The organism is Arcicella sp., from assembly GCF_964672035.1.
Map to the genome: position 1 here is coordinate 22,882 of NZ_CBABQS010000041.1, position 17,636 is coordinate 40,517.

General features: G+C 34.6%; 21 protein-coding genes. 14 read left to right on the plus strand and 7 right to left on the minus strand.

The genetic code is table 11. From position 1 onward, the window contains the following. Positions 1-87 precede the first annotated feature (87 nt). The 5 genes from AC1W31_RS12310 to coaE all read left to right on the plus strand — a co-directional run bounded on the left by AC1W31_RS12310 (position 88) and on the right by coaE (position 2,728). Positions 88-387, plus strand: a complete 300-nt coding sequence (locus AC1W31_RS12310; RefSeq protein ID WP_481734750.1) for a YtxH domain-containing protein — start codon at positions 88-90, stop codon at positions 385-387. 95 nt (positions 388-482) lie between these two features. Continuing rightward, on the plus strand, positions 483-923 hold the full coding sequence (locus AC1W31_RS12315) for a DUF1573 domain-containing protein (protein ID WP_481734751.1): 441 nt from the start codon (positions 483-485) through the stop codon (positions 921-923). A gap of 31 nt (positions 924-954) precedes the next feature. After that, positions 955-1,266: a preprotein translocase subunit YajC gene (gene yajC / locus AC1W31_RS12320; protein WP_481734752.1), complete on the plus strand. Its 312-nt coding sequence runs from the start codon at positions 955-957 to the stop codon at positions 1,264-1,266. A gap of 85 nt (positions 1,267-1,351) precedes the next feature. Beyond that, positions 1,352-2,026, plus strand: a complete 675-nt coding sequence (locus tag AC1W31_RS12325) for a YbbR-like domain-containing protein (protein ID WP_481734753.1) — start codon at positions 1,352-1,354, stop codon at positions 2,024-2,026. Between the two features lie 60 nt (positions 2,027-2,086). Continuing rightward, positions 2,087-2,728 (plus strand): dephospho-CoA kinase, encoded by a 642-nt coding sequence (gene coaE, locus AC1W31_RS12330; RefSeq protein ID WP_481734754.1) that lies wholly within the window; start codon positions 2,087-2,089, stop codon positions 2,726-2,728. 21 nt (positions 2,729-2,749) lie between these two features. On the opposite strand, the gene AC1W31_RS12335 is transcribed toward coaE, so the two are convergent. Beyond that, a complete protein-coding gene (locus AC1W31_RS12335; RefSeq protein ID WP_481734755.1) occupies positions 2,750-3,397 on the minus strand; it encodes a T9SS type A sorting domain-containing protein in 648 nt (215 codons plus the stop codon). A 263-nt stretch (positions 3,398-3,660) separates the two neighbouring features. After that, a complete protein-coding gene (locus tag AC1W31_RS12340) occupies positions 3,661-5,367 on the minus strand; it encodes an OstA-like protein (RefSeq protein ID WP_481734756.1) in 1,707 nt (568 codons plus the stop codon). A gap of 36 nt (positions 5,368-5,403) precedes the next feature. On the opposite strand from AC1W31_RS12340, the gene tilS reads away from it, so the two are divergent. After that, positions 5,404-6,732: a tRNA lysidine(34) synthetase TilS gene (tilS, locus tag AC1W31_RS12345; RefSeq protein WP_481734757.1), complete on the plus strand. Its 1,329-nt coding sequence runs from the start codon at positions 5,404-5,406 to the stop codon at positions 6,730-6,732. Positions 6,733-6,875: 143 nt separating this feature from the next. Here tilS and AC1W31_RS12350 read toward each other — a convergent pair whose 3' ends face one another. Next, positions 6,876-7,028, minus strand: a complete 153-nt coding sequence (locus AC1W31_RS12350) for a hypothetical protein (protein WP_481734758.1) — start codon at positions 7,026-7,028, stop codon at positions 6,876-6,878. A gap of 439 nt (positions 7,029-7,467) precedes the next feature. On the opposite strand from AC1W31_RS12350, the gene AC1W31_RS12355 reads away from it, so the two are divergent. Further along, the gene (locus AC1W31_RS12355; protein WP_481734759.1) at positions 7,468-8,853 is read left to right on the plus strand and encodes a BamA/TamA family outer membrane protein; all 1,386 of its coding nucleotides are present in this window, start codon (positions 7,468-7,470) and stop codon (positions 8,851-8,853) included. A gap of 333 nt (positions 8,854-9,186) precedes the next feature. Here the strand turns inward: AC1W31_RS12355 and AC1W31_RS12360 are convergent, their stop codons facing one another. Further along, positions 9,187-9,630 carry a LytR/AlgR family response regulator transcription factor gene (locus AC1W31_RS12360; protein WP_481734760.1) on the minus strand — a complete coding sequence of 148 codons (444 nt, stop codon included), beginning with the start codon at positions 9,628-9,630 and terminating at the stop codon, positions 9,187-9,189. 108 nt (positions 9,631-9,738) lie between these two features. Beyond that, a complete protein-coding gene (locus tag AC1W31_RS12365) occupies positions 9,739-10,386 on the minus strand; it encodes a response regulator (RefSeq protein ID WP_481734761.1) in 648 nt (215 codons plus the stop codon). Positions 10,387-10,715: 329 nt separating this feature from the next. On the opposite strand from AC1W31_RS12365, the gene AC1W31_RS12370 reads away from it, so the two are divergent. The 3 genes from AC1W31_RS12370 (at position 10,716) to AC1W31_RS12380 (ending at position 13,163) form a co-directional block, all read left to right on the plus strand. Beyond that, positions 10,716-11,291, plus strand: coding sequence for a hypothetical protein (locus AC1W31_RS12370; RefSeq protein WP_481734762.1), 576 nt, complete (start codon positions 10,716-10,718; stop codon positions 11,289-11,291). A gap of 186 nt (positions 11,292-11,477) precedes the next feature. Beyond that, positions 11,478-12,179 (plus strand): NUDIX hydrolase, encoded by a 702-nt coding sequence (locus AC1W31_RS12375; RefSeq protein WP_481734763.1) that lies wholly within the window; start codon positions 11,478-11,480, stop codon positions 12,177-12,179. A gap of 96 nt (positions 12,180-12,275) precedes the next feature. Beyond that, positions 12,276-13,163: an NUDIX domain-containing protein gene (locus AC1W31_RS12380; RefSeq protein ID WP_481734764.1), complete on the plus strand. Its 888-nt coding sequence runs from the start codon at positions 12,276-12,278 to the stop codon at positions 13,161-13,163. Here AC1W31_RS12380 and AC1W31_RS12385 read toward each other — a convergent pair. Next, complete coding sequence (locus AC1W31_RS12385) at positions 13,160-13,570, minus strand: HNH endonuclease (protein WP_481734765.1); 411 nt, start codon at positions 13,568-13,570, stop codon at positions 13,160-13,162. The two genes, AC1W31_RS12380 and AC1W31_RS12385, sit on opposite strands and share 4 nt — an antisense overlap. After that, a complete protein-coding gene (locus AC1W31_RS12390) occupies positions 13,570-13,812 on the minus strand; it encodes a hypothetical protein (protein ID WP_481734766.1) in 243 nt (80 codons plus the stop codon). Before AC1W31_RS12390 ends, AC1W31_RS12385 begins: the two co-directional genes overlap by 1 nt. Positions 13,813-13,916: 104 nt before the next feature. Between AC1W31_RS12390 and AC1W31_RS12395 the strand changes: the two genes are divergently transcribed. The 4 genes from AC1W31_RS12395 (at position 13,917) to AC1W31_RS12410 (ending at position 17,344) form a co-directional block, all read left to right on the plus strand. Continuing rightward, positions 13,917-15,290: a nicotinate phosphoribosyltransferase gene (locus AC1W31_RS12395; RefSeq protein ID WP_481734767.1), complete on the plus strand. Its 1,374-nt coding sequence runs from the start codon at positions 13,917-13,919 to the stop codon at positions 15,288-15,290. Positions 15,291-15,328: 38 nt separating this feature from the next. Further along, positions 15,329-15,814 carry a DUF6896 domain-containing protein gene (locus AC1W31_RS12400; RefSeq protein ID WP_481734768.1) on the plus strand — a complete coding sequence of 162 codons (486 nt, stop codon included), beginning with the start codon at positions 15,329-15,331 and terminating at the stop codon, positions 15,812-15,814. 260 nt (positions 15,815-16,074) lie between these two features. Then, a complete protein-coding gene (locus AC1W31_RS12405; protein WP_481734769.1) occupies positions 16,075-16,680 on the plus strand; it encodes a hypothetical protein in 606 nt (201 codons plus the stop codon). 76 nt (positions 16,681-16,756) lie between these two features. After that, complete coding sequence (locus AC1W31_RS12410; protein ID WP_481734770.1) at positions 16,757-17,344, plus strand: RNA polymerase sigma factor; 588 nt, start codon at positions 16,757-16,759, stop codon at positions 17,342-17,344. The last annotated feature ends 292 nt before the right edge of the window (positions 17,345-17,636 follow it).

Below are 17,636 nucleotides of genomic sequence, written 5' to 3' on the forward strand. Positions count from 1 at the left end.
TGAATTTTGAGTTCCTTACAAATATTTTTTTTAACAAATTAAAGTAACGGTTTACTAATAACTGCTTACTGAAAACTGATAATTGACATGAATAAGTCATCAAAAACATTTTGGGCATTTATGACAGGTGCAGCCGTTGGTGCTGTGTTGGGAATTTTATATGCCCCCGACAAAGGTGAAAACACCCGCAATAGACTTTTTTACCAACTCCAAAAAAACCGTGATCAATTGCAAAATTTGATTTCTGACTTGATTGAGGGAAAAGAAATTCCTGAAACAATGGCAAAAACGGAAGGGAAAAAAGTAGTAAATGATGCCCGTGAAAAAGCCGAACGCCTTTTAGAAGACGTCGAAACCATGATGAGCCAAATAAAAGCTAAAGCGTAGTTTCGCTGTTTGGTTTTGGATGTTAGATATTCGTTTAGTTGAAATCCAAAAGCACCATTTTATCGAATGTCGAACAAAAAACGATTTAATAATCTATGAAAAAATTAGTAATATTGGCACTTTGTGTTTGCGTATTTACGGCTTGCGAAAACAAGCAACGTACGGATGCTCAAACGATTGAAGAAAATCAAAAAGCACTTCAACCCACTGCAGACAAATTTCCAGTCATGGCAATTGATACGCCTTCGGTTGACTTGGGGACGATTACACAGGGCGATACCATTATGCACGTTTATAATTTCAAAAATACGGGAAATATACCCTTAGTATTGAGTAATGTAAATGCTTCATGCGGTTGCACAACGCCTTCGTATTCAAAAGAACCAGTTGCTCCAGGTGAAAGGGGATTTATTACCGTTAAATTTAACAGTAAAGGGAAAGAAGGTAAATTAAACAAAACCGTAACGGCGTATGCCAATACAAAACCTTCGGATAATACGGTTTCTTTCAAAATTGAGGTATTGATTAAGAAGTAATTTTCAAATAAAATTTAACAAAAAACTAACCATGTACAATAGTATTTTATTACAAGGATTTGGCGGAGGCGGAGCTTCTTCATTATTTTTAATCGGAGGAATGTTCGTTATCATGTACTTTTTCATGATACGTCCACAACAAAAAAAGGCAAAAGACCAACAAGCTTACGTGGATTCATTAAAAGCGGGAGACAAAGTAATTACTATTGGTGGATTGCACGGTACGATTTCATCTGTTCGTGAAAAAACGGTTGTTTTAGAAGTCGATTCAAGCAAGGGCATTAAAATGGTTTTCTTGAAAACTGCCATTTCAAAAGATTCTTCGGCTCAGATTGGAGAGTAGTTATTTATTAGTTAAAGAGTTATAGAAGTTTAAAGGTTTTGAAACTTCTATAACTCTTTAACTTTTTAACTTTTTACAATAATCCATGAAACCAGCCCCTTCAAAAACCGACTATAAAGCCATTTTTATTTGTCTCTTGGCTGCCATCATTTTCTGGGTTATGAACGCCTTGAATAAAGAGGGTTATTCTCAGAAAATATCATTTCCTCTCCAATTTTCGTATAACGATTCGCTGTATATTCCCACACAACCTTTACCCGAAAAAATATCGGTGAATGTGTCGGGAAACGGTTGGAATTTATTGCGTAAAGCATTTGCCTTGGATATTACGCCTATCAAATATTCAATCAGTAAACCACTGAAAACCAGAATTTTAAATACAGGTTCCTTAACAGATTCATTGTCGGAATATATTAAAGATGTTAAAATAAATTACGTTGTTGCCGACCGTTTCGAGTTGGAATTTGACCGTAAAGTCTCTAAGCAATTTACCGTAAAAGTGGATAGCTCAAATATCTCATTAAAAGACCGTTACGTTATTACGAGTTTGATTAACGTGAATCCAAGAACGATTACTTTACAAGGCCCCGAGTCAGTTTTAGATGAAATGGGAAGTGCGATTTTAGTAAAAGTACCCACCCGAAGATTGCAAGAAAACTTTGATGATGAGATAAAATTATCCCTTCCAAAAAATTCTTTAATTAAAGCCAATAAAGACCGAGTTACTGTGAGCTTTGAGGTAGCGGAATTGTTGAAATAGTGCAATCACCACATAGAGAAGATAGGTAACATAGAAAATGTGAGTAGTAAGATTAAAATCATGATTCAGACAAACAACTCCCAAAAAATCATTGGCATAACAGGCGGGATTGGCGCTGGGAAAAGCCTCATTTGTAAGATTTTTTCAACGATGAATATTCCAATTTACGATGCGGATTCACGAGCTAAATATTTAATTAATAAGGATATATCCTTAAAAAAATCAATCAAAAATCTTCTTGGCGAAAATGCATATACCCCTGCGGACGAATACAACCGTGCTTGGGTTGCTTCTCAAGTTTTTAATAATCCAGATTTACTCAAAAAACTAAATTCACTGGTGCATCCTTGTGTACATAAAGATGCACACGAGTGGGTAAAAAAATCCCCAAAATCCCCATTTCTTCTTTACGAAGCCGCTTTAATGAAAGCCGCTGGGGAGAACAATATATTCGATAAAGTAATTGTTGTAAATGCGCCAGTTGACCTAAGAATCAAGCGAATACAAGCAAGAGACAAGCGTTCTGAACAAGAAATTGCCGCAATTATTGCACGACAAATTGCGGAAGAGGAGAGATTAAAAATTGCAGATTATGTGATTGAAAATGATGATAAAAAGCCTGTAGTGGAGCAAGTTTTGGAATTGTATGATTTGTTAGTAGTACACACAAAAAAGCTATACCCCAAAAGGCATAGCTTCTAAAATTCGAAATATAAAATGTTTTTATTGATGTCTCACTAATAACTTCTTAGTAACCAACGACTTACCTTCTGAAGATAATTGATAAAGATAAATTCCATTGTTCCATTCTTTTGTTGAAACTCTCAATCTCTTTTGGTCTTTATCTAAAACTTCTTCTTTCATTTCATTCCCTAAAACGTTGTAAAATGTAATTTTTGCTTCACCAAATTGCGATGAAATCACATAATCAATATCCGCATGGTCATCAGCTGGATTAGGATAAATATTTGAAACCGTTAATTTATCATTTGAGAACAATCTATCTTCTGAACTGATGAATTCTTCTACTTTATTTTCTTTTTCTACAAGATTAGCAACTGGCTGAATACCAAGTGATTCAACTTTAACGACTTGATTTTTAACAGGTTGCAGCAAAAATGAATTAGTAAAATATTGATTAATTACGGTTGAACGTTGGTAATTGGTATTTCTATCGAGAGATAAAAATGTTGGCTGAAAAAAAGAAAATGATGTTTTCTTAAATAAAACAGAAGACGAAAGGGTCTTTGCTTTAGGCTTTATTTCCAAACGGCTTTTATGCCGGTTATCGGTTTGGGCAGATGTCTGTAAGCCCGACAGCAAGACTGTCAGCATCAACAACATCAGCGAATTTCTTAGTATAGGTTTCATTGCATTGTAAATATTTTCTTCAAGTATTTTTTTATTTTAAGTACTGATTTCCAGCGAAATTTAATATACAAAAACTGTGCGAGGGTATCACTTATAATCATTAGACCATAAAACTACGGAAAAGGTTGCATTAAGGATTCTTAAAAAGTGTTAATTATTGTGTAAATGTGAATATAAAATTTTCTTTTATTTCTTACCGACTGATAATCAAACACTTATTCTTTGAAAGGGTTAAACAAAAATATATTAAAATTGTTCAATTTTCAAAGTTTTGACTTTAATTTTTTCTTAATTTTATTCAACGGTATTTTTTTCGCTTCTTTCTTAACAGGTTTTATGATGACTGAATCTTTCTTAGCAATAGTTAATTTTACTAAAATAGGGGGAGCTACAATTTTCATAATTGATTCTTTTGTGGGTCTTTCAGCAATTCTCCAACGGAATCCATCCAATTCTTTATCATCCGTTTTAATTTCTTTGGGAGGAATAAAACGTCCATCTGGTTTAGCCATAAAAGCGATTTTACTCACTTTATTCTTCTTGAAATTGATGTTCATCTTCCCGCATTGCACTCGATTCATACCCGTGACGGTATTCTTTTCGTCAATGGCATAGTAGATGCTTTCGCCATTTCCTTCCACCGTTACTTTCTCAATTCTTGAACTGTCCGTAAAATTTACGAGCATTTTTCGCCCTTTTATTTGGTTGTAATTAATCAAAGTATCAATCGAAATTACGAATGATTTACCCTTCATATTCATCGTTTTTATTTTGTTTCTCTTCAACAAAACATTGATAGAATCAGCTTCAGACTGGTTTTTATTATTCCAGAGAATCGGTTTTTGATAAAAGTAAATCGTGGAATCTGACATATTATAACTCAAAGAATCACACTTAGCCGACATATCAGACTTATAAACTAAAACCTTTTTGTAAGCATACATTTTCTTTACTTTCGTCTCTTTATTATCTAAAGAAACCAGCGTATCCGCATTCAAAAAGAGGGTATCATTATCCATGATATTTTTCAAAAGTGCGTGTCCAAATACTCTGGTAACGCCCGTTCTTTTTGAATAACGCCCTTTATCACCCGTTAAAATGGCTTTATCTTTTCGAGATAAAAACACAATATTTCCATTGGCAACCCCAATTTCGGTGGGCGGGTCATAAATCATCGTGTCGGCAATCATGATATAATCGTCGGTTTTTACAGTTGAACGTCCTTTGAGGTTTGCAATTTTCGTAACTGTATTATATTGACTGCCTGGGTTGGCGTACGTAGTGTCTTTCCCATTGACAATTAAGGTTGGAGCAACAAAATAAGCTTCTTTTGAAAGCGTACTATAATGCAAGGAATCAGCGGTTAAATTCCCCTCTTTATCCAATACTTTTACGTTGGTTTTGAAGTTCACTAATTTCGTAACGGTATTATAATATGCCTCTTTGCTGGTCAAAACACTTTTCTTATCCACTACTTTTCCACCTGTGTTATAATAGGCGACATTACTGTTCAAATCATAATCTAACTTATTGGTAGTCAGCAAGATAGTCTTATCATCTAATTTTACTCGCCCATTAATTTTTGCTTTTCGATCGTTCCCAAAATAATAAGCAGTATCACCCGTAATAGTCACCGTATCAGCTTGAATAATCTTTACTTTTCCGTAGGCTTCTAAGATATTTGTTGTCTCATTCAAGATAGCTAAATTGCAGTATAACAAGGTAGTAGCTTGTCGAAGTGCCACATTTCCCATCAATCTCCTCACCGACATAAAAGGCGTATTTTGACCCACTAAACTATCCGCTTTAATAATTTCTACTTGATTCGGGTTGGTTGGAGTAATGGGATAAATTGCTGGGGTTTGGGCACAAATAAAATTAATCGTTATAAAAAAAACGAAGAAAAAATTACAAAATCGAGATACAAGCAAATTTGCTAATAATTGATGTATTTTTGTGGAATATTTCATATTTATTATTTACGACAAAATTACTCAAATAATACGATGCTTGACCAGTTTTTAACTTTTATTAACAAACAAAATCTCATCCAGCCAACCCAAAAGGTGCTTTTAGCGGTCAGTGGCGGCATGGATTCCGTGGTGATGTGCGACCTTTTTAGTAAAGCAAAATTCGATTTTGTGATTGCTCATTGCAATTTCGGGCTTCGTGCTGAAGAATCAAATGAGGATGAAATGTTTGTGAAAAAATTATCCATTAAATATAAAGTTCCGTTTATCATTACCACTTTTCAGACCTTAGAATTTGCGGATAATGAGAAAATATCCACGCAAATGGCGGCAAGAATTCTGCGTTATGAATGGTTTGAGAAAGTAAGAAAAGAGCATAATTGCGATTATATTGCTACCGCACACCATCAAAATGATGTTTTGGAAACCGTATTTTTAAACCTTACAAAAGGGACAGGAATTGCTGGTTTACACGGAATCAAGGCAAAAAATGGATGCCTAATTCGTCCAATGTTATTCACTGAAAAAGATAATATTTTTGAGTATGTGGTTGAAAATCAGATAATTTGGCGAGAAGATTCCTCGAATGAATCCAATAAATATCAACGAAATTTGATCCGCAATGAAGTGGTGCCTTTATTGAAAAAAATCAATCCAAATCTGGAAAATACCATTCAGCAAACCGTTGAAAGAATTTCGGCGGTTGAGGAAATTTTCGAGCAAGAAATAGAGATGCTCCGTAAGCAAATTACTTGGTCGGATGCACAGGCTACTTTTGTGAATTATAAGGCAATTCAAGCGCTTTCGCAACCGATGATAAAATTGTCGGAAATGTTGAAACCTTTTCATTTTACTTACCAACAATGCCAAGATATTTTTGAGGCATTTGACAAAGAACCTGGACGTACATTCCTCTCTCCTACACATACATTGGTGAAGGACAGAACGGAGTTAGTAATTACCAAAAAGAACTTGCAAGTATTTGAAAGTCAAGTAATTGAATCTGGCATTAGAGAGTTTTTATCGGAGAATATTAACTTAACCATTGGTGAATCTTTTGAAAGAACGGAAAATTTTATCGTACCAAATGCCAAGAAAAAAGCTTGTTTGGATGCTGATAAAGTTCGTTTTCCGCTACAAATCAGAAAGTGGAAAGAGGGCGATTGGTTTTGTCCTTTGGGAATGAATAAAAAGAAATTAATTAGCGATTTTTTGATTGATACAAAAGTGCCTTTAAATCTAAAAAAAGAGGTCTATGTTTTGACTTCAAACGGCTCAATTGTGTGGGTTGTTGGTCATAGATTAGATGATAGATTTAAGGTAACTGATAAAACTGAGAAGATATTTTTGATCGAAATTAAATAAGAATTACCTATAAATTAGACCATAATCTAACGTAAGAAACGCCTTATTTAGCAATGCTATATTTCTACGAACGGTTTTGCCCGAATCATTTTTGGGAACAACGCCTAATAATTTAAGCACTTGCTTTACAATGGAAAAGTTCTCTAAACCATTTGTGGCGATGATGATAGCATTAGCATACCCACTACGCTTATCATCAACTGATAAATAGGGTCATATCGTTGTTGAATCAAAGAGAATATTTCTTGTAGGTGGCTTGCAGAAGCCATAAAATCTCTACTAATTTTTACATACATCTGCTTTGAGGTCAAAAGTTAAAGCCTGTAACTGATTATTAACCACCTGCCTTTGCTTCATTAAGCAAGTTAAATGTTTGCGTTTTTTTGTCGTAAATGATGTAATAATTCGCTTTCAAATTGAGGCGTTTCAGTGCGTTGATTGACTTCGTAATAAACTAATCATGTGGTATATACTTAGTGATTACAGTGATTACGGTTGGTTAAGGCGTATCCACTCCACTACTTTGAGCAGGCGTAAGGATGGTAAACATATTAGCTATTAGTAAGCAATAAGCTAAGTTTAAACTGTAAGTACGAGTACGCTTAAAAATGATTTGGATATCTTCTGATAAAGTGTCAATCCAATCATTTACACGCTCTTGTATTTTACATTGAAAAGGAAATTCGTGTAAATCCTTCTCATCTGTGGTCTAATTTAATCCTTTATCATCGAGCTATGCTACTTCTTGTTTTTTTATTCTCGTTCTTTACTCATAATTCGCCATCCCAAGATGCTGATACGATACTTGTTGTCAAGCAATTAAATATTGCTGGCAATAAAAAAACGAAGTCATCTATTATTCTTCGAGAATTGGATTTAGTAGAAGGCGATTCTATTAAAAAACAAGATTTGGATAAACGTTTAGACCTCAATCGTAGAAAGTTAATAAATACCAATCTTTTTGTAACGGTTGAAGTAAAAACTATTCAAACTGTTAATAATCAGATAGTTGTTGATATTAAACTGCAAGAACAATGGTATATTTTAGGTTATCCAATCTTTCAAATTATTGATAGAAATTATGCAGAATGGTGGCAGCGGGGAGCAGATTTGAGTAGAACGACCTACGGAATTGACCTAATTCACGGCAATGTTAGAGGAAAAGCCGAACGAATAAATCTTCGTCTCGAAACAGGATTTACCCAAAGAATTGATTTTGGTTATCGAGTTCCGTACATCGACAAAGCCCAAAAAACGGGTGCGGGATTTAGTATATCCTACATTACCAATAAAAATCTTGCTTTCAAAAGTTTATATGATACCTTATTTTACTTTAAAAGTTCATCAGAAGTACTGAGAAAACGATTTTCGGGAGCTATTTTCTTGAAAAAGAGATACGGATTTTACGATTTTCATACCCTTGAATTAAGGTATAACAACAATGTAATTGCCGATACGATTGCCAAACTAAATCCCGACTATTTCTTGAATGGTCGAACTACTCAAAAATACTTTCAACTGAGCTATTATTTCAATTATGACTTTCGTGATAACGTTGCGTATCCTTTGCGTGGCAGGCGGTATGAACTGTTAATCAATAAATTAGGGATTTTGCCGAATGATGATATAAATCAATTAGAAATTACAGGGGGATATTCTTGGTATAAACCTATTACAAAAAAGCTATTTTATGGACTAAATCTCAAAGCAAAAATTTCCTTTCCCGAAAAACAATCGTTTTATAATACTCGTGGATTAGGCTATTTTCAGGAATTAGTTCGTGGTTATGAATTATATGTAGTGGATGGAAATTCTTTTTTCTTGGCGAGAAATAACTTTAAATATCAATTAGTGAACAGCAAAGTTCATTTCAAATTCTTGAAAATAAAGCAATTCAATACCGTACCAATTGGCATTTATCCAAACGTTTTTGTGGATTACGGATACGTACAAAGTTTTAACACCACTGAAAGTAGAAGCAAATTGGCGAATCGGTCAATCTATGGAGGAGGTTTCGGACTTGATTTTGTAACGTATTACAACATGGTAGTTCGTTTTAACTATTCATTCAACGACCGAAAAGAAAGGAATTTTGTATTTAGTATTGGGAGGGAGTTTTAACAGTTAACAGTAAGCAGTTATCAGTAAACAAAAAATGCCGATTTGGAACTTATAATTCCGAATCGGCATTTTTCATAACTCATAACTCATAACTCATAACTCATAACTCATAACTCATAACTCATAACTCATAACTCATCCAGACCGATATAAAAGACAAAAGGAGACGTTAAAAACGTCCCCCTGTGCAAATTAATAGTTCTACACCTATTATCTTAAATATCTTTATTGGTCGGGGTTTAAAAACATGGGGCAACAAAGGTTGCCCCCGTTTCCTAAATACCTAACCACTAATTTCTTTTTGACTATTGTGCTTTCACAACACAATATTAACTAACAAAAGTCTAAATTCCCTAAATAACTCTTAGTTTTTTCTAAAAAATCTTTTTTCTTTCTTCTCGATACTGAAATTTTTTTACCATCTTTCAGTTGTACAAACATTTCTTCCTTAACGTCAAACTGGATTAAGTAGTTCAAGTTGATGGCGAACGATTTGTGAACTCTTACAAATAACTCCGCATCTAATCTTGTTAAAAAATCCTTCATCGTACGTGAAACGAGCAATTTCTTGCCGTTGTTGAAATAAAACATCGTGTAATTGCTTATGGCTTCGAGATGGCTAATATCTTTCCAGGCTACTAAAATTGTTTTTTTACACGAAATTGGTAATGAAATACTGGCTTCTTTTAGAGGTAAATTTTCTTTCGTATAAGCGTTAAAATCCCTTTTAATATTTGAAATTCCAAAAGAGTTCACATTAGTTAAGGCTGTTACCATGATAGTTTTCAGTTTAGTTACATAAATATTATCTATCGTTGTGGTTAGTGTTAATGCAAAGTTGCAAGATTTATTTATACTACACAATCACATGATAAGGTGATATTTCTAAACTATATTCTCATGAATTGCCTTTGCTACTGCTTCAGTCTGCGAATGAACGTGTAATTTATCATATATCTTTTTGATGTGAGATCGCACTGTATCCATGCTAATACCACATTTGTCGGCAATCATTTTATAACTATTTCCCTTTACTAATAAATTTAAAATTTCTGTTTCACGTTCAGTTAATTTGTACGAAACGTTATCAGCAACTCTTGGTTGAGGTGGCAACATTTGTAAAACTTTACGAGCAACGCTGGAAGTCATAGGAGCTCCACCATTATAAGCATCATTTATGGCTTCTAAAAGTCTAACAGGAGGTGTTCTTTTTAATAGATAACCCACTGCTCCTGAACAGATTGCCTCAAAAATATTCTCATTATCTTCAAAAACCGTAAACATCAATACGTTTACCTGCGGTGCGATTTGTTTAATGGTTTTCAACCCCTTTAATCCATTTACAACGGGCATATCAATGTCCATTAAAACAACATCTGGATGAAGTTCCACCATTTGCTCTGCGATTCGCTCACAATTCACAAATGCGCCAATCAATTCAAACCCCATCGAACCACGCAATAATACTGAAAGGCTTTCTCTTAAATCAGGATTATCTTCATAAACTATTATTCTTATTGCGGATGGGTTCATGTGGTGAGCAAAGTTTCTTTGCGTTTGTATGACAATATTACAAAAAATATTAATGTTTCGGTATCACATGATTGGGTGATATTTTGCAATCAGATCAATATTATTAGGGTATATAAAAACTGAGTTTCCTTATAGTTGATATTAAAAATAATAGAATAGCGTAAGGTATAAACTTACATTTTGCTATTTTTTTGATAATTTTGTAACCACATCAACATAGAAGAGACATGGAAAATTATAATTAAGTTTCATTATCAGGATTTCAAAATTTTTTCTGCTGTTTCCTCTAATTTCTATGTGGTCGTAAACTCTTTAAAATCCATTAGTCCGTGAAAAACTCTTACGCTTACTTTGCCTTGTTGTTTCTTGTGATGTCTTTAACGTCTTGTCAGGATAAAAAACAAACTCCCGAAACTACTTCCGTTAGGGTAGATTCAACGTCTAATATTCCTTCCTTGGAAAATTATAGCGCTGCTTTTAATGCGATTCTTAAAACGGATGCTGGAATGGTTCGTGGTTTGAGTATTGGGGATGAAATGAACTCAATCGTAGAATCTGCTCCGCTTTCAGAAACACAACCTGATAAAGGGAAAAGTTATACCGAATATTTTGACGATACCGACCTTAATTTTGCGGATATTCTCTATGTAAATGATTCGGAAAATAAAATTGGGGCTATTTCGGTAGATGTTTTTATTGAAAAACAAGCTTCTGTTGATAGTCTGATGAATGAATTTAAAGGTTATTTTGATAAAAAATATGGAATAGGAAAAGGCATCTCAAAAATGACCGTTTGGAAATTAGCAGGAACAGATAATGAATTATTGCTTCAAAATGTGAGTACCACAAAAGATCCAGGTTTGAAGATTATTTTTGCAAAAAGTGGTGATAAACTTTTGCAGTAAAAATGTAAGACTAATTCCTTTTCTGGCATCAAATATATAAGCAAGTTAGAAACCTGTACTACTTTGAAACTACCATTGTAAAATGGTAGTTTTTTTGTTTCTAAAATACATTATGTAAAATTTACGCATTGATATTTGGAAGTCAAATATTAATTCTCAATCTTTGTGTTATAATTACACAAAGAGATGAAAAAAGCCATTTATACATATCAATATCCCCATCCTGCGCTTACGGTTGATTGCATTATTTTTGGATTTGATGGACAAAATTTAAAAGTGATGCTTATTCAACGGAAAAGTGAGCCATTCGCAAAAATGTGGGCTTTACCAGGCGCATTTATCGATGAAGCTGAATCCTTAGAAAGTTGTGCCGAAAGAGTATTAATGAAGGAATGTAATATTTCTGGCGTGTATTTAGAACAACTTTTTACGTTTGGAAATCCCGCCCGTGACCCCCGTGAACGAGTGATTTCGGTAGCGTACATGGGTTTGGTAAAAACGGCTGATTTTGAATTAATTGCAGGGAATGACGAGTTGCAAATCGAATGGCGAGACGTGAAAGAAATACCCGATTTAGCGTTCGACCATCAGCAAATTTTACAAACGGCCATTGATAGAATTAGAGGTAAAATTAGGTATCAGCCCATTGGTTTTGAACTGATGAACCCTAAGTTTACCCTGCCACAATTGCAGCAATTATACGAAGCCATTCTGGGACAATCACTTGACAGGCGTAATTTTAGAAAGAAATTATTATCCATGCAGATTCTGAAACAATTACCCGAAAAACAACAAAATGTAGCGCATAAAGCGGCTTTTTATTACGAATTTGATAAAGAACGTTATGAGGTTTTGATGACAGAAGGAATTTATTTGGAGTTAGTTTAATAAGCAATGAGTTTTGAGCCGTGAGCAATGAGCTAAAAACGTTGAATACTTTTCTTAAATCTCATTGCTCAAAGCTCATCACTCATTGCTATAAATATGAAAAATACCCAAGAAATAGGCGTTATCGTCGGACGTTTTCAAGTACCTGAGTTGCACGCTGGACACGTAGAATTAATTCAAAGAGTGGTGGATAATCATAAACGAGTGGCCATTTTTTTAGGCGTTACACCCGTGCTGGTTACCAAGAAAAACCCGCTTGATTTCATTACTCGTAAGGAAATGATTTTGAAAGTATTTCCTAACATTACCATTTTGGCTTTGCCCGATAAACCCAATGATTCGGATTGGAGTTTAGAATTAGACAAGCGAATTAGAGAAGTTTTTCCGATTGGAGAGGCACTTTTATACGGTGGGCGAGATAGTTTTAGAAGCGCTTATTCTGGAAGTTTTGATACGACTGAAATTGAACAAATTGCCAATTTTTCGGGTACCGAAATGCGTAAAGAGGTAAGTCTGGAAACTAAGGCAAGTCCTGATTTTCGGGCAGGGGTAATTTTTGCGGCTTATAATCAATATCCAAAGGTTTTTCCAACGGTGGATGTGGCCATTATGCGAGGCGATGAAGTGCTTTTGGGACGCAAATCTCATCAAATTTTATTTAGATTTATTGGCGGTTTCGTAGATCCAACTGATGATAATTTTGAGCAGGCCGCCCAACGAGAAGCCCAAGAAGAAACGGGCGTTGAAGTTGATAATTTGCAATACGTTGGTACCGCAAGAATTGACGATTGGCGATATAGACACGAAGTAGATAAAATTATAACTACTTTATTCACAGCCGATTATGTTGCTGGAGATGCCATTGCTCAGGATGATATTGCTGAAATCAAATGGTCTAAAATCAATGATTTAACGGCGGAGGATTTCGTGGTTGAGCATCGGGTTTTGTGGGGATTGTTGAAGTGGAAATTTCTTTTAAATTAAGGATAAAAGCCAGCAAGCATCATTTCGAAGCGCTCTTCTATTTTGTTATCTTGATTTAGTTCTAATAATTTAATAGTTGCTTTGGCGATTGTTGTTTTTGCTTCTAAAATTCCTTTTTTAACTTCAAAATGCTCAAACCAGTCTTGAGTTCTTGGGTTAAACAATGGAATTAATGGACCATCAATATGAAGAATCGTACTAATATTTGGACCTTTTTTCCAATTACAAGTAGAGCAAACGTAGGCAAGATTATTAAGTGAATTTAATCCACCGTGTTGAATACCAATAATATGATCAATATGATAGTCAAAACTTGATAAATATTCCAAGATACGACAATATTCACAACGGTATCCTGCTCTTGCCATTACTAATTTTCGAGTAGCACGAGAAATATATGTACTCATTAGGAATTTAGTTTTTGAAGGGCTTTTGCTTTAGCTAATCGGACAATATGTTCAACGGTCATGAATCGTTCCATCTCGGAATTTTCATCTGATGTTAAACCTTCCACTTTGTTTTTTTCTAATAATAAATTTACTCGTTCTTGTGCTTTAACAGAAGACTTGTAAGAAATAACACGACGTGGAGAAAGGCTCGCAAGGAAAAATGCAAGCTCATCATAGACTGAATTATATTCTGCTACCATTTTCTTTTCTATTATATAAAAGTATAATCTCTCTGTAATACAAAAATAATGAGTTTTATGTGAAATCATTTATACAGAGAAATAAAATTTAAAATTTTAAAAAAATGCAACCAAACATCATGCTTTTGACTGACAGCTACAAGCTCAGCCACTACAAACAATATCCTGCGGGAACAAGTCAAATTTATAGTTATTTCGAGAGTCGTGGAGGCGAATTTGAGGGTGTAACTTTCTTTGGTTTACAGTATTTATTGAAGGAATATTTGCAAGGAAAAGTAGTAAGTCAAGCTAAAATTGACCGTGCTGCTAAGTTATATGCGGCTCATTTTGGCAATTCAACACTGTTTAATAAAGAAGGCTGGGAATATATCTTACACACCCACGATGGACACCTTCCCATCCGCATAAAAGCAGTGCCAGAGGGAACGGTTATTCCTACGCATAACGTGATGTTGACCATCGAAAATACCGACCCAAATTGCTTTTGGCTGACTAATTTCTTGGAAACTTTATTACTTCAATTATGGTATCCTTGCACCGTAGCTACGATTAGTAGAGAAGTTAAGGTTTTGATTACCAAATATTTAACTGAAACTGGTGACCCAACAACGATAGATTTTAAACTCCACGATTTTGGATTTAGAGGCGTTAGTAGTGTTGAAAGTGCTGGCATTGGTGGAGCGGCTCATTTAGTTAATTTTATGGGAACTGACACGGTTGCTGCCTTAACTTTTATTCAGGAATATTACAATACTGACGGTATGTTTGGGTTCAGTATTCCTGCCGCTGAACACAGTACGATTACGAGTTGGGGCAAAGAAAATGAGGTAGATGCGTACCGAAATATGCTAACGCAATATCCCGATGGATTAGTGGCGGTGGTGAGTGATAGTTACGATATTTATAACGCCTGTGAACACCTTTGGGGAGAGGTTTTAAAGGCGGAGATTTTGGGAAGAAATGGCACCTTAGTTGTTCGTCCAGACAGTGGTGAACCGAAGGATGTTGTCTTAAAATGTACGGAGATTTTGGGCGAAAAAATTGGCTTTACTGTCAACGAAAAAGGGTATAAAGTGCTAAATCCAAAAATTAGAATTATTCAAGGCGATGGCGTGAACTATGAGAGCATCGGCGAGATTTTGGAACACTTAAAAAAACACGGTTGGAGTGCCGATAATGTTGCTTTTGGGATGGGAGGGGCATTATTGCAAAAGGTACACCGAGACACCCAAAAATTTGCCTTCAAATGTAGTTGTGCCACCATCAATGGAGAAGACCGAGCCGTGTATAAAGACCCCATCACCGACCATGATAAAAAGAGCAAAAGAGGTAGATTGAAATTGGTAAAAGAAAACGAAAAATACAGCACAAAAGCCCTCCACGAAGACGGAGAAGATATTTTGCGGACAGTTTTTGAGAATGGGGTAATTTTGGAAGAGATTGATTTTGAGGCGGTTAAGGGGAATGGTTTAAACTAAAAAATAATTTTAACCTTTGAATAAAAAGAAGAACCAACATGCAAGAAAACGAACTGAAAATCTTGAATTTAATCAGGGAATATGTTGAAGATGTCCAATTTTTTACTGAACTAATGAACAAACAAAGTGAAAATATAAAAGGGTATCAGGTTTATAAAATAATAGAGTATTTTGATAAAGAAAAAACACTTTATTATTCATTTCATGGAATAGGAATTTATCTAAGAAGTCCAGAAAAAAAGGTTGACTGTGATTTTTATAGTAAGGGTAGGACTGATGCTTTTCAACCTTGGTCTATCTTGAAATATATTAAATCTAACTCAAAATTCAACAATGACCTCGGAAATTTTGATGAAATAGATGAAATCTATGTCATATTAAAAAGCCTCGTTTCTTTGGGTTTTTTTAGTAAGATGAAAAGTAAATATCAAGATGATTATTTTTCTTTAAAGGGTGCTAACCCTGTATTTTTTAAACCTTACAGGTTATCATTTGAAGAGGAGATGGCCTACTATGAAAAATAGATATTACAAAACTTTAACGCCGTCGTTGGAGTTTTCTTCAAACACCTTTGCGTAAGCAACGCACCAACTATTTATTAAAATTAAAGTCCTAATATTTCCCAAACCACACAAAAACCACAAACATGAAAAAGCTATTTATAATCCTCACCTAACTGTTTATCAGCACATTAGCATTTTCTCAGAATTTAACCCAAAAGGTTTTTGAGGGTACGCTTAATAAAAAAATACCCGTAATAATTACCCTCACTTTCGATAATGATGTGGTTTCGGGTAGCGTAGTTTACAAAAAGAAAGGCGTTCCCATCAATTTAATTGGTAAGAGAGACGCTGATGGCACTTTATTTTTCACCGAACTTTTGAAAGATGGACACGCTACTGGTGCTTATACTGTTACACTTAAAGATGAAATAATGAATGGTAGCTGGTATGAAGTTGGCAAAATAGATGGAAAAGAACTATCCGTTTCGCTGAAAAAAGTATCAGAAACAACGGTACCTAAAACTGCAATTCCTGATGTGACGGGTTCGTACAGCTATTTTTATGGCAATGACGGCGGAAGTGGTTTATTGGACGTTCAACAAATTGGGAAAAATAAAGTTGCCATTACGTTCGATTGTGTTCGTGGAGGACCTTCTTATAATATGGCAACGATTGACAAAACTGTTATTCAATTGTCTGGTAATCAAGTAGTTTATAGTAATACAGAATATGGAAAATGTAAGTTTAAAATTACATTTCTTCAAAATGGAGCCAATGTAGAATACGTGGCGGATAGTTATGATTGCGGTTTTGGCAATAATGCCACGGTCTCTGGAAATTACGTTAAAATCAATGCATTGAAGCCTAAATTTTTGAAAAGGGATTAGTCCAAATCATTCAAACCTACTATATTTACATCAGTACCGCTAAATAAATCATAACCCAATTTAAACCCTTGTGCTGATGAATATTTTTAGTCGTGTTACCCTATCTGATGAAGCTATTTTAAAAGGGATTATCGGTGATGGAATTCTCCAAAGAACCACCGAAAACAAACTTTATGAGCAATTTTTTTACCTCATCAAAGACGCAACTTTCAAACACAAACTTTCGGAAGATGAAGCGGCCAGTTTATACACTGACACAATTCTGGCATTTATCGAAAACGTTAAAAACAACCGTTTTGAGGGAAAATCTGCGCTAAAAACATATCTATATCAAATATTTTCTAATAAATGTGTTGACTATATTCGTAAAACCACGACTAACAAAATGAGCGTGCACGAAACCCAACCCATGCAAGATTGGGTTTTATACATGTCCGATGATACTAAAAATGCCTTACAAAAACTTATCTCTGAACACGAAGTAAACGTGATGAAAGATAAAGTGAAATTGTTGGGCGAAAAATGTCAGCAAATGTTGATGGCTTGGGGTGAAGGTTTTGCGGATAGTAAAATTGCGGAAGATTTGGGTTATCAAACCGCCAATGTAGTAAAAGTTAGTCGTTTACGTTGTATGGATAAATTGAAAGAGTTGTATAAAATATAGAAATGGCCGATGAACCAGCAACTAAACGAAAATGATTTTGAAATTCTCTCTTTGTAAATTATTCCTAGTTTGAACACAGATTGTATCCATAATTCTGTCAATACTAACCACTTAAATAATAACGCAAATGTTAGCACAAATTGAAAAATATTTAAGCAACGAAATGACTATTTCTGAAAGACAAATTTTGAAAATCAGCTTCTTACGGCTGATGAGTTAGTGAATGAACTTGCTTTTTATACGCATGTAAAAGTGGCAAATCAGGAAATAGCGAGAGAGAAAAGAAAAGCCG

Bases quoted from the DNA above. Each gene is read 5' to 3' on its own strand.
- AC1W31_RS12310 (WP_481734750.1), top strand. From the start codon at position 88: ATGAATAAGTCATCAAAAACATTTTGGGCATTTATGACAGGTGCAGCC.
- AC1W31_RS12315 (WP_481734751.1), top strand. From the start codon at position 483: ATGAAAAAATTAGTAATATTGGCACTTTGTGTTTGCGTATTTACGGCT.
- yajC (WP_481734752.1), top strand. From the start codon at position 955: ATGTACAATAGTATTTTATTACAAGGATTTGGCGGAGGCGGAGCTTCT.
- AC1W31_RS12325 (WP_481734753.1), top strand. From the start codon at position 1,352: ATGAAACCAGCCCCTTCAAAAACCGACTATAAAGCCATTTTTATTTGT.
- coaE (WP_481734754.1), top strand. From the start codon at position 2,087: ATGATTCAGACAAACAACTCCCAAAAAATCATTGGCATAACAGGCGGG.
- AC1W31_RS12335 (WP_481734755.1), bottom strand. From the start codon at position 3,397: ATGAAACCTATACTAAGAAATTCGCTGATGTTGTTGATGCTGACAGTC.
- AC1W31_RS12340 (WP_481734756.1), bottom strand. From the start codon at position 5,367: ATGAAATATTCCACAAAAATACATCAATTATTAGCAAATTTGCTTGTA.
- tilS (WP_481734757.1), top strand. From the start codon at position 5,404: ATGCTTGACCAGTTTTTAACTTTTATTAACAAACAAAATCTCATCCAG.
- AC1W31_RS12350 (WP_481734758.1), bottom strand. From the start codon at position 7,028: ATGTATGTAAAAATTAGTAGAGATTTTATGGCTTCTGCAAGCCACCTA.
- AC1W31_RS12355 (WP_481734759.1), top strand. From the start codon at position 7,468: ATGCTACTTCTTGTTTTTTTATTCTCGTTCTTTACTCATAATTCGCCA.
- AC1W31_RS12360 (WP_481734760.1), bottom strand. From the start codon at position 9,630: ATGGTAACAGCCTTAACTAATGTGAACTCTTTTGGAATTTCAAATATT.
- AC1W31_RS12365 (WP_481734761.1), bottom strand. From the start codon at position 10,386: ATGAACCCATCCGCAATAAGAATAATAGTTTATGAAGATAATCCTGAT.
- AC1W31_RS12375 (WP_481734763.1), top strand. From the start codon at position 11,478: ATGAAAAAAGCCATTTATACATATCAATATCCCCATCCTGCGCTTACG.
- AC1W31_RS12380 (WP_481734764.1), top strand. From the start codon at position 12,276: ATGAAAAATACCCAAGAAATAGGCGTTATCGTCGGACGTTTTCAAGTA.
- AC1W31_RS12385 (WP_481734765.1), bottom strand. From the start codon at position 13,570: ATGAGTACATATATTTCTCGTGCTACTCGAAAATTAGTAATGGCAAGA.
- AC1W31_RS12390 (WP_481734766.1), bottom strand. From the start codon at position 13,812: ATGGTAGCAGAATATAATTCAGTCTATGATGAGCTTGCATTTTTCCTT.
- AC1W31_RS12395 (WP_481734767.1), top strand. From the start codon at position 13,917: ATGCAACCAAACATCATGCTTTTGACTGACAGCTACAAGCTCAGCCAC.
- AC1W31_RS12400 (WP_481734768.1), top strand. From the start codon at position 15,329: ATGCAAGAAAACGAACTGAAAATCTTGAATTTAATCAGGGAATATGTT.
- AC1W31_RS12410 (WP_481734770.1), top strand. From the start codon at position 16,757: ATGAATATTTTTAGTCGTGTTACCCTATCTGATGAAGCTATTTTAAAA.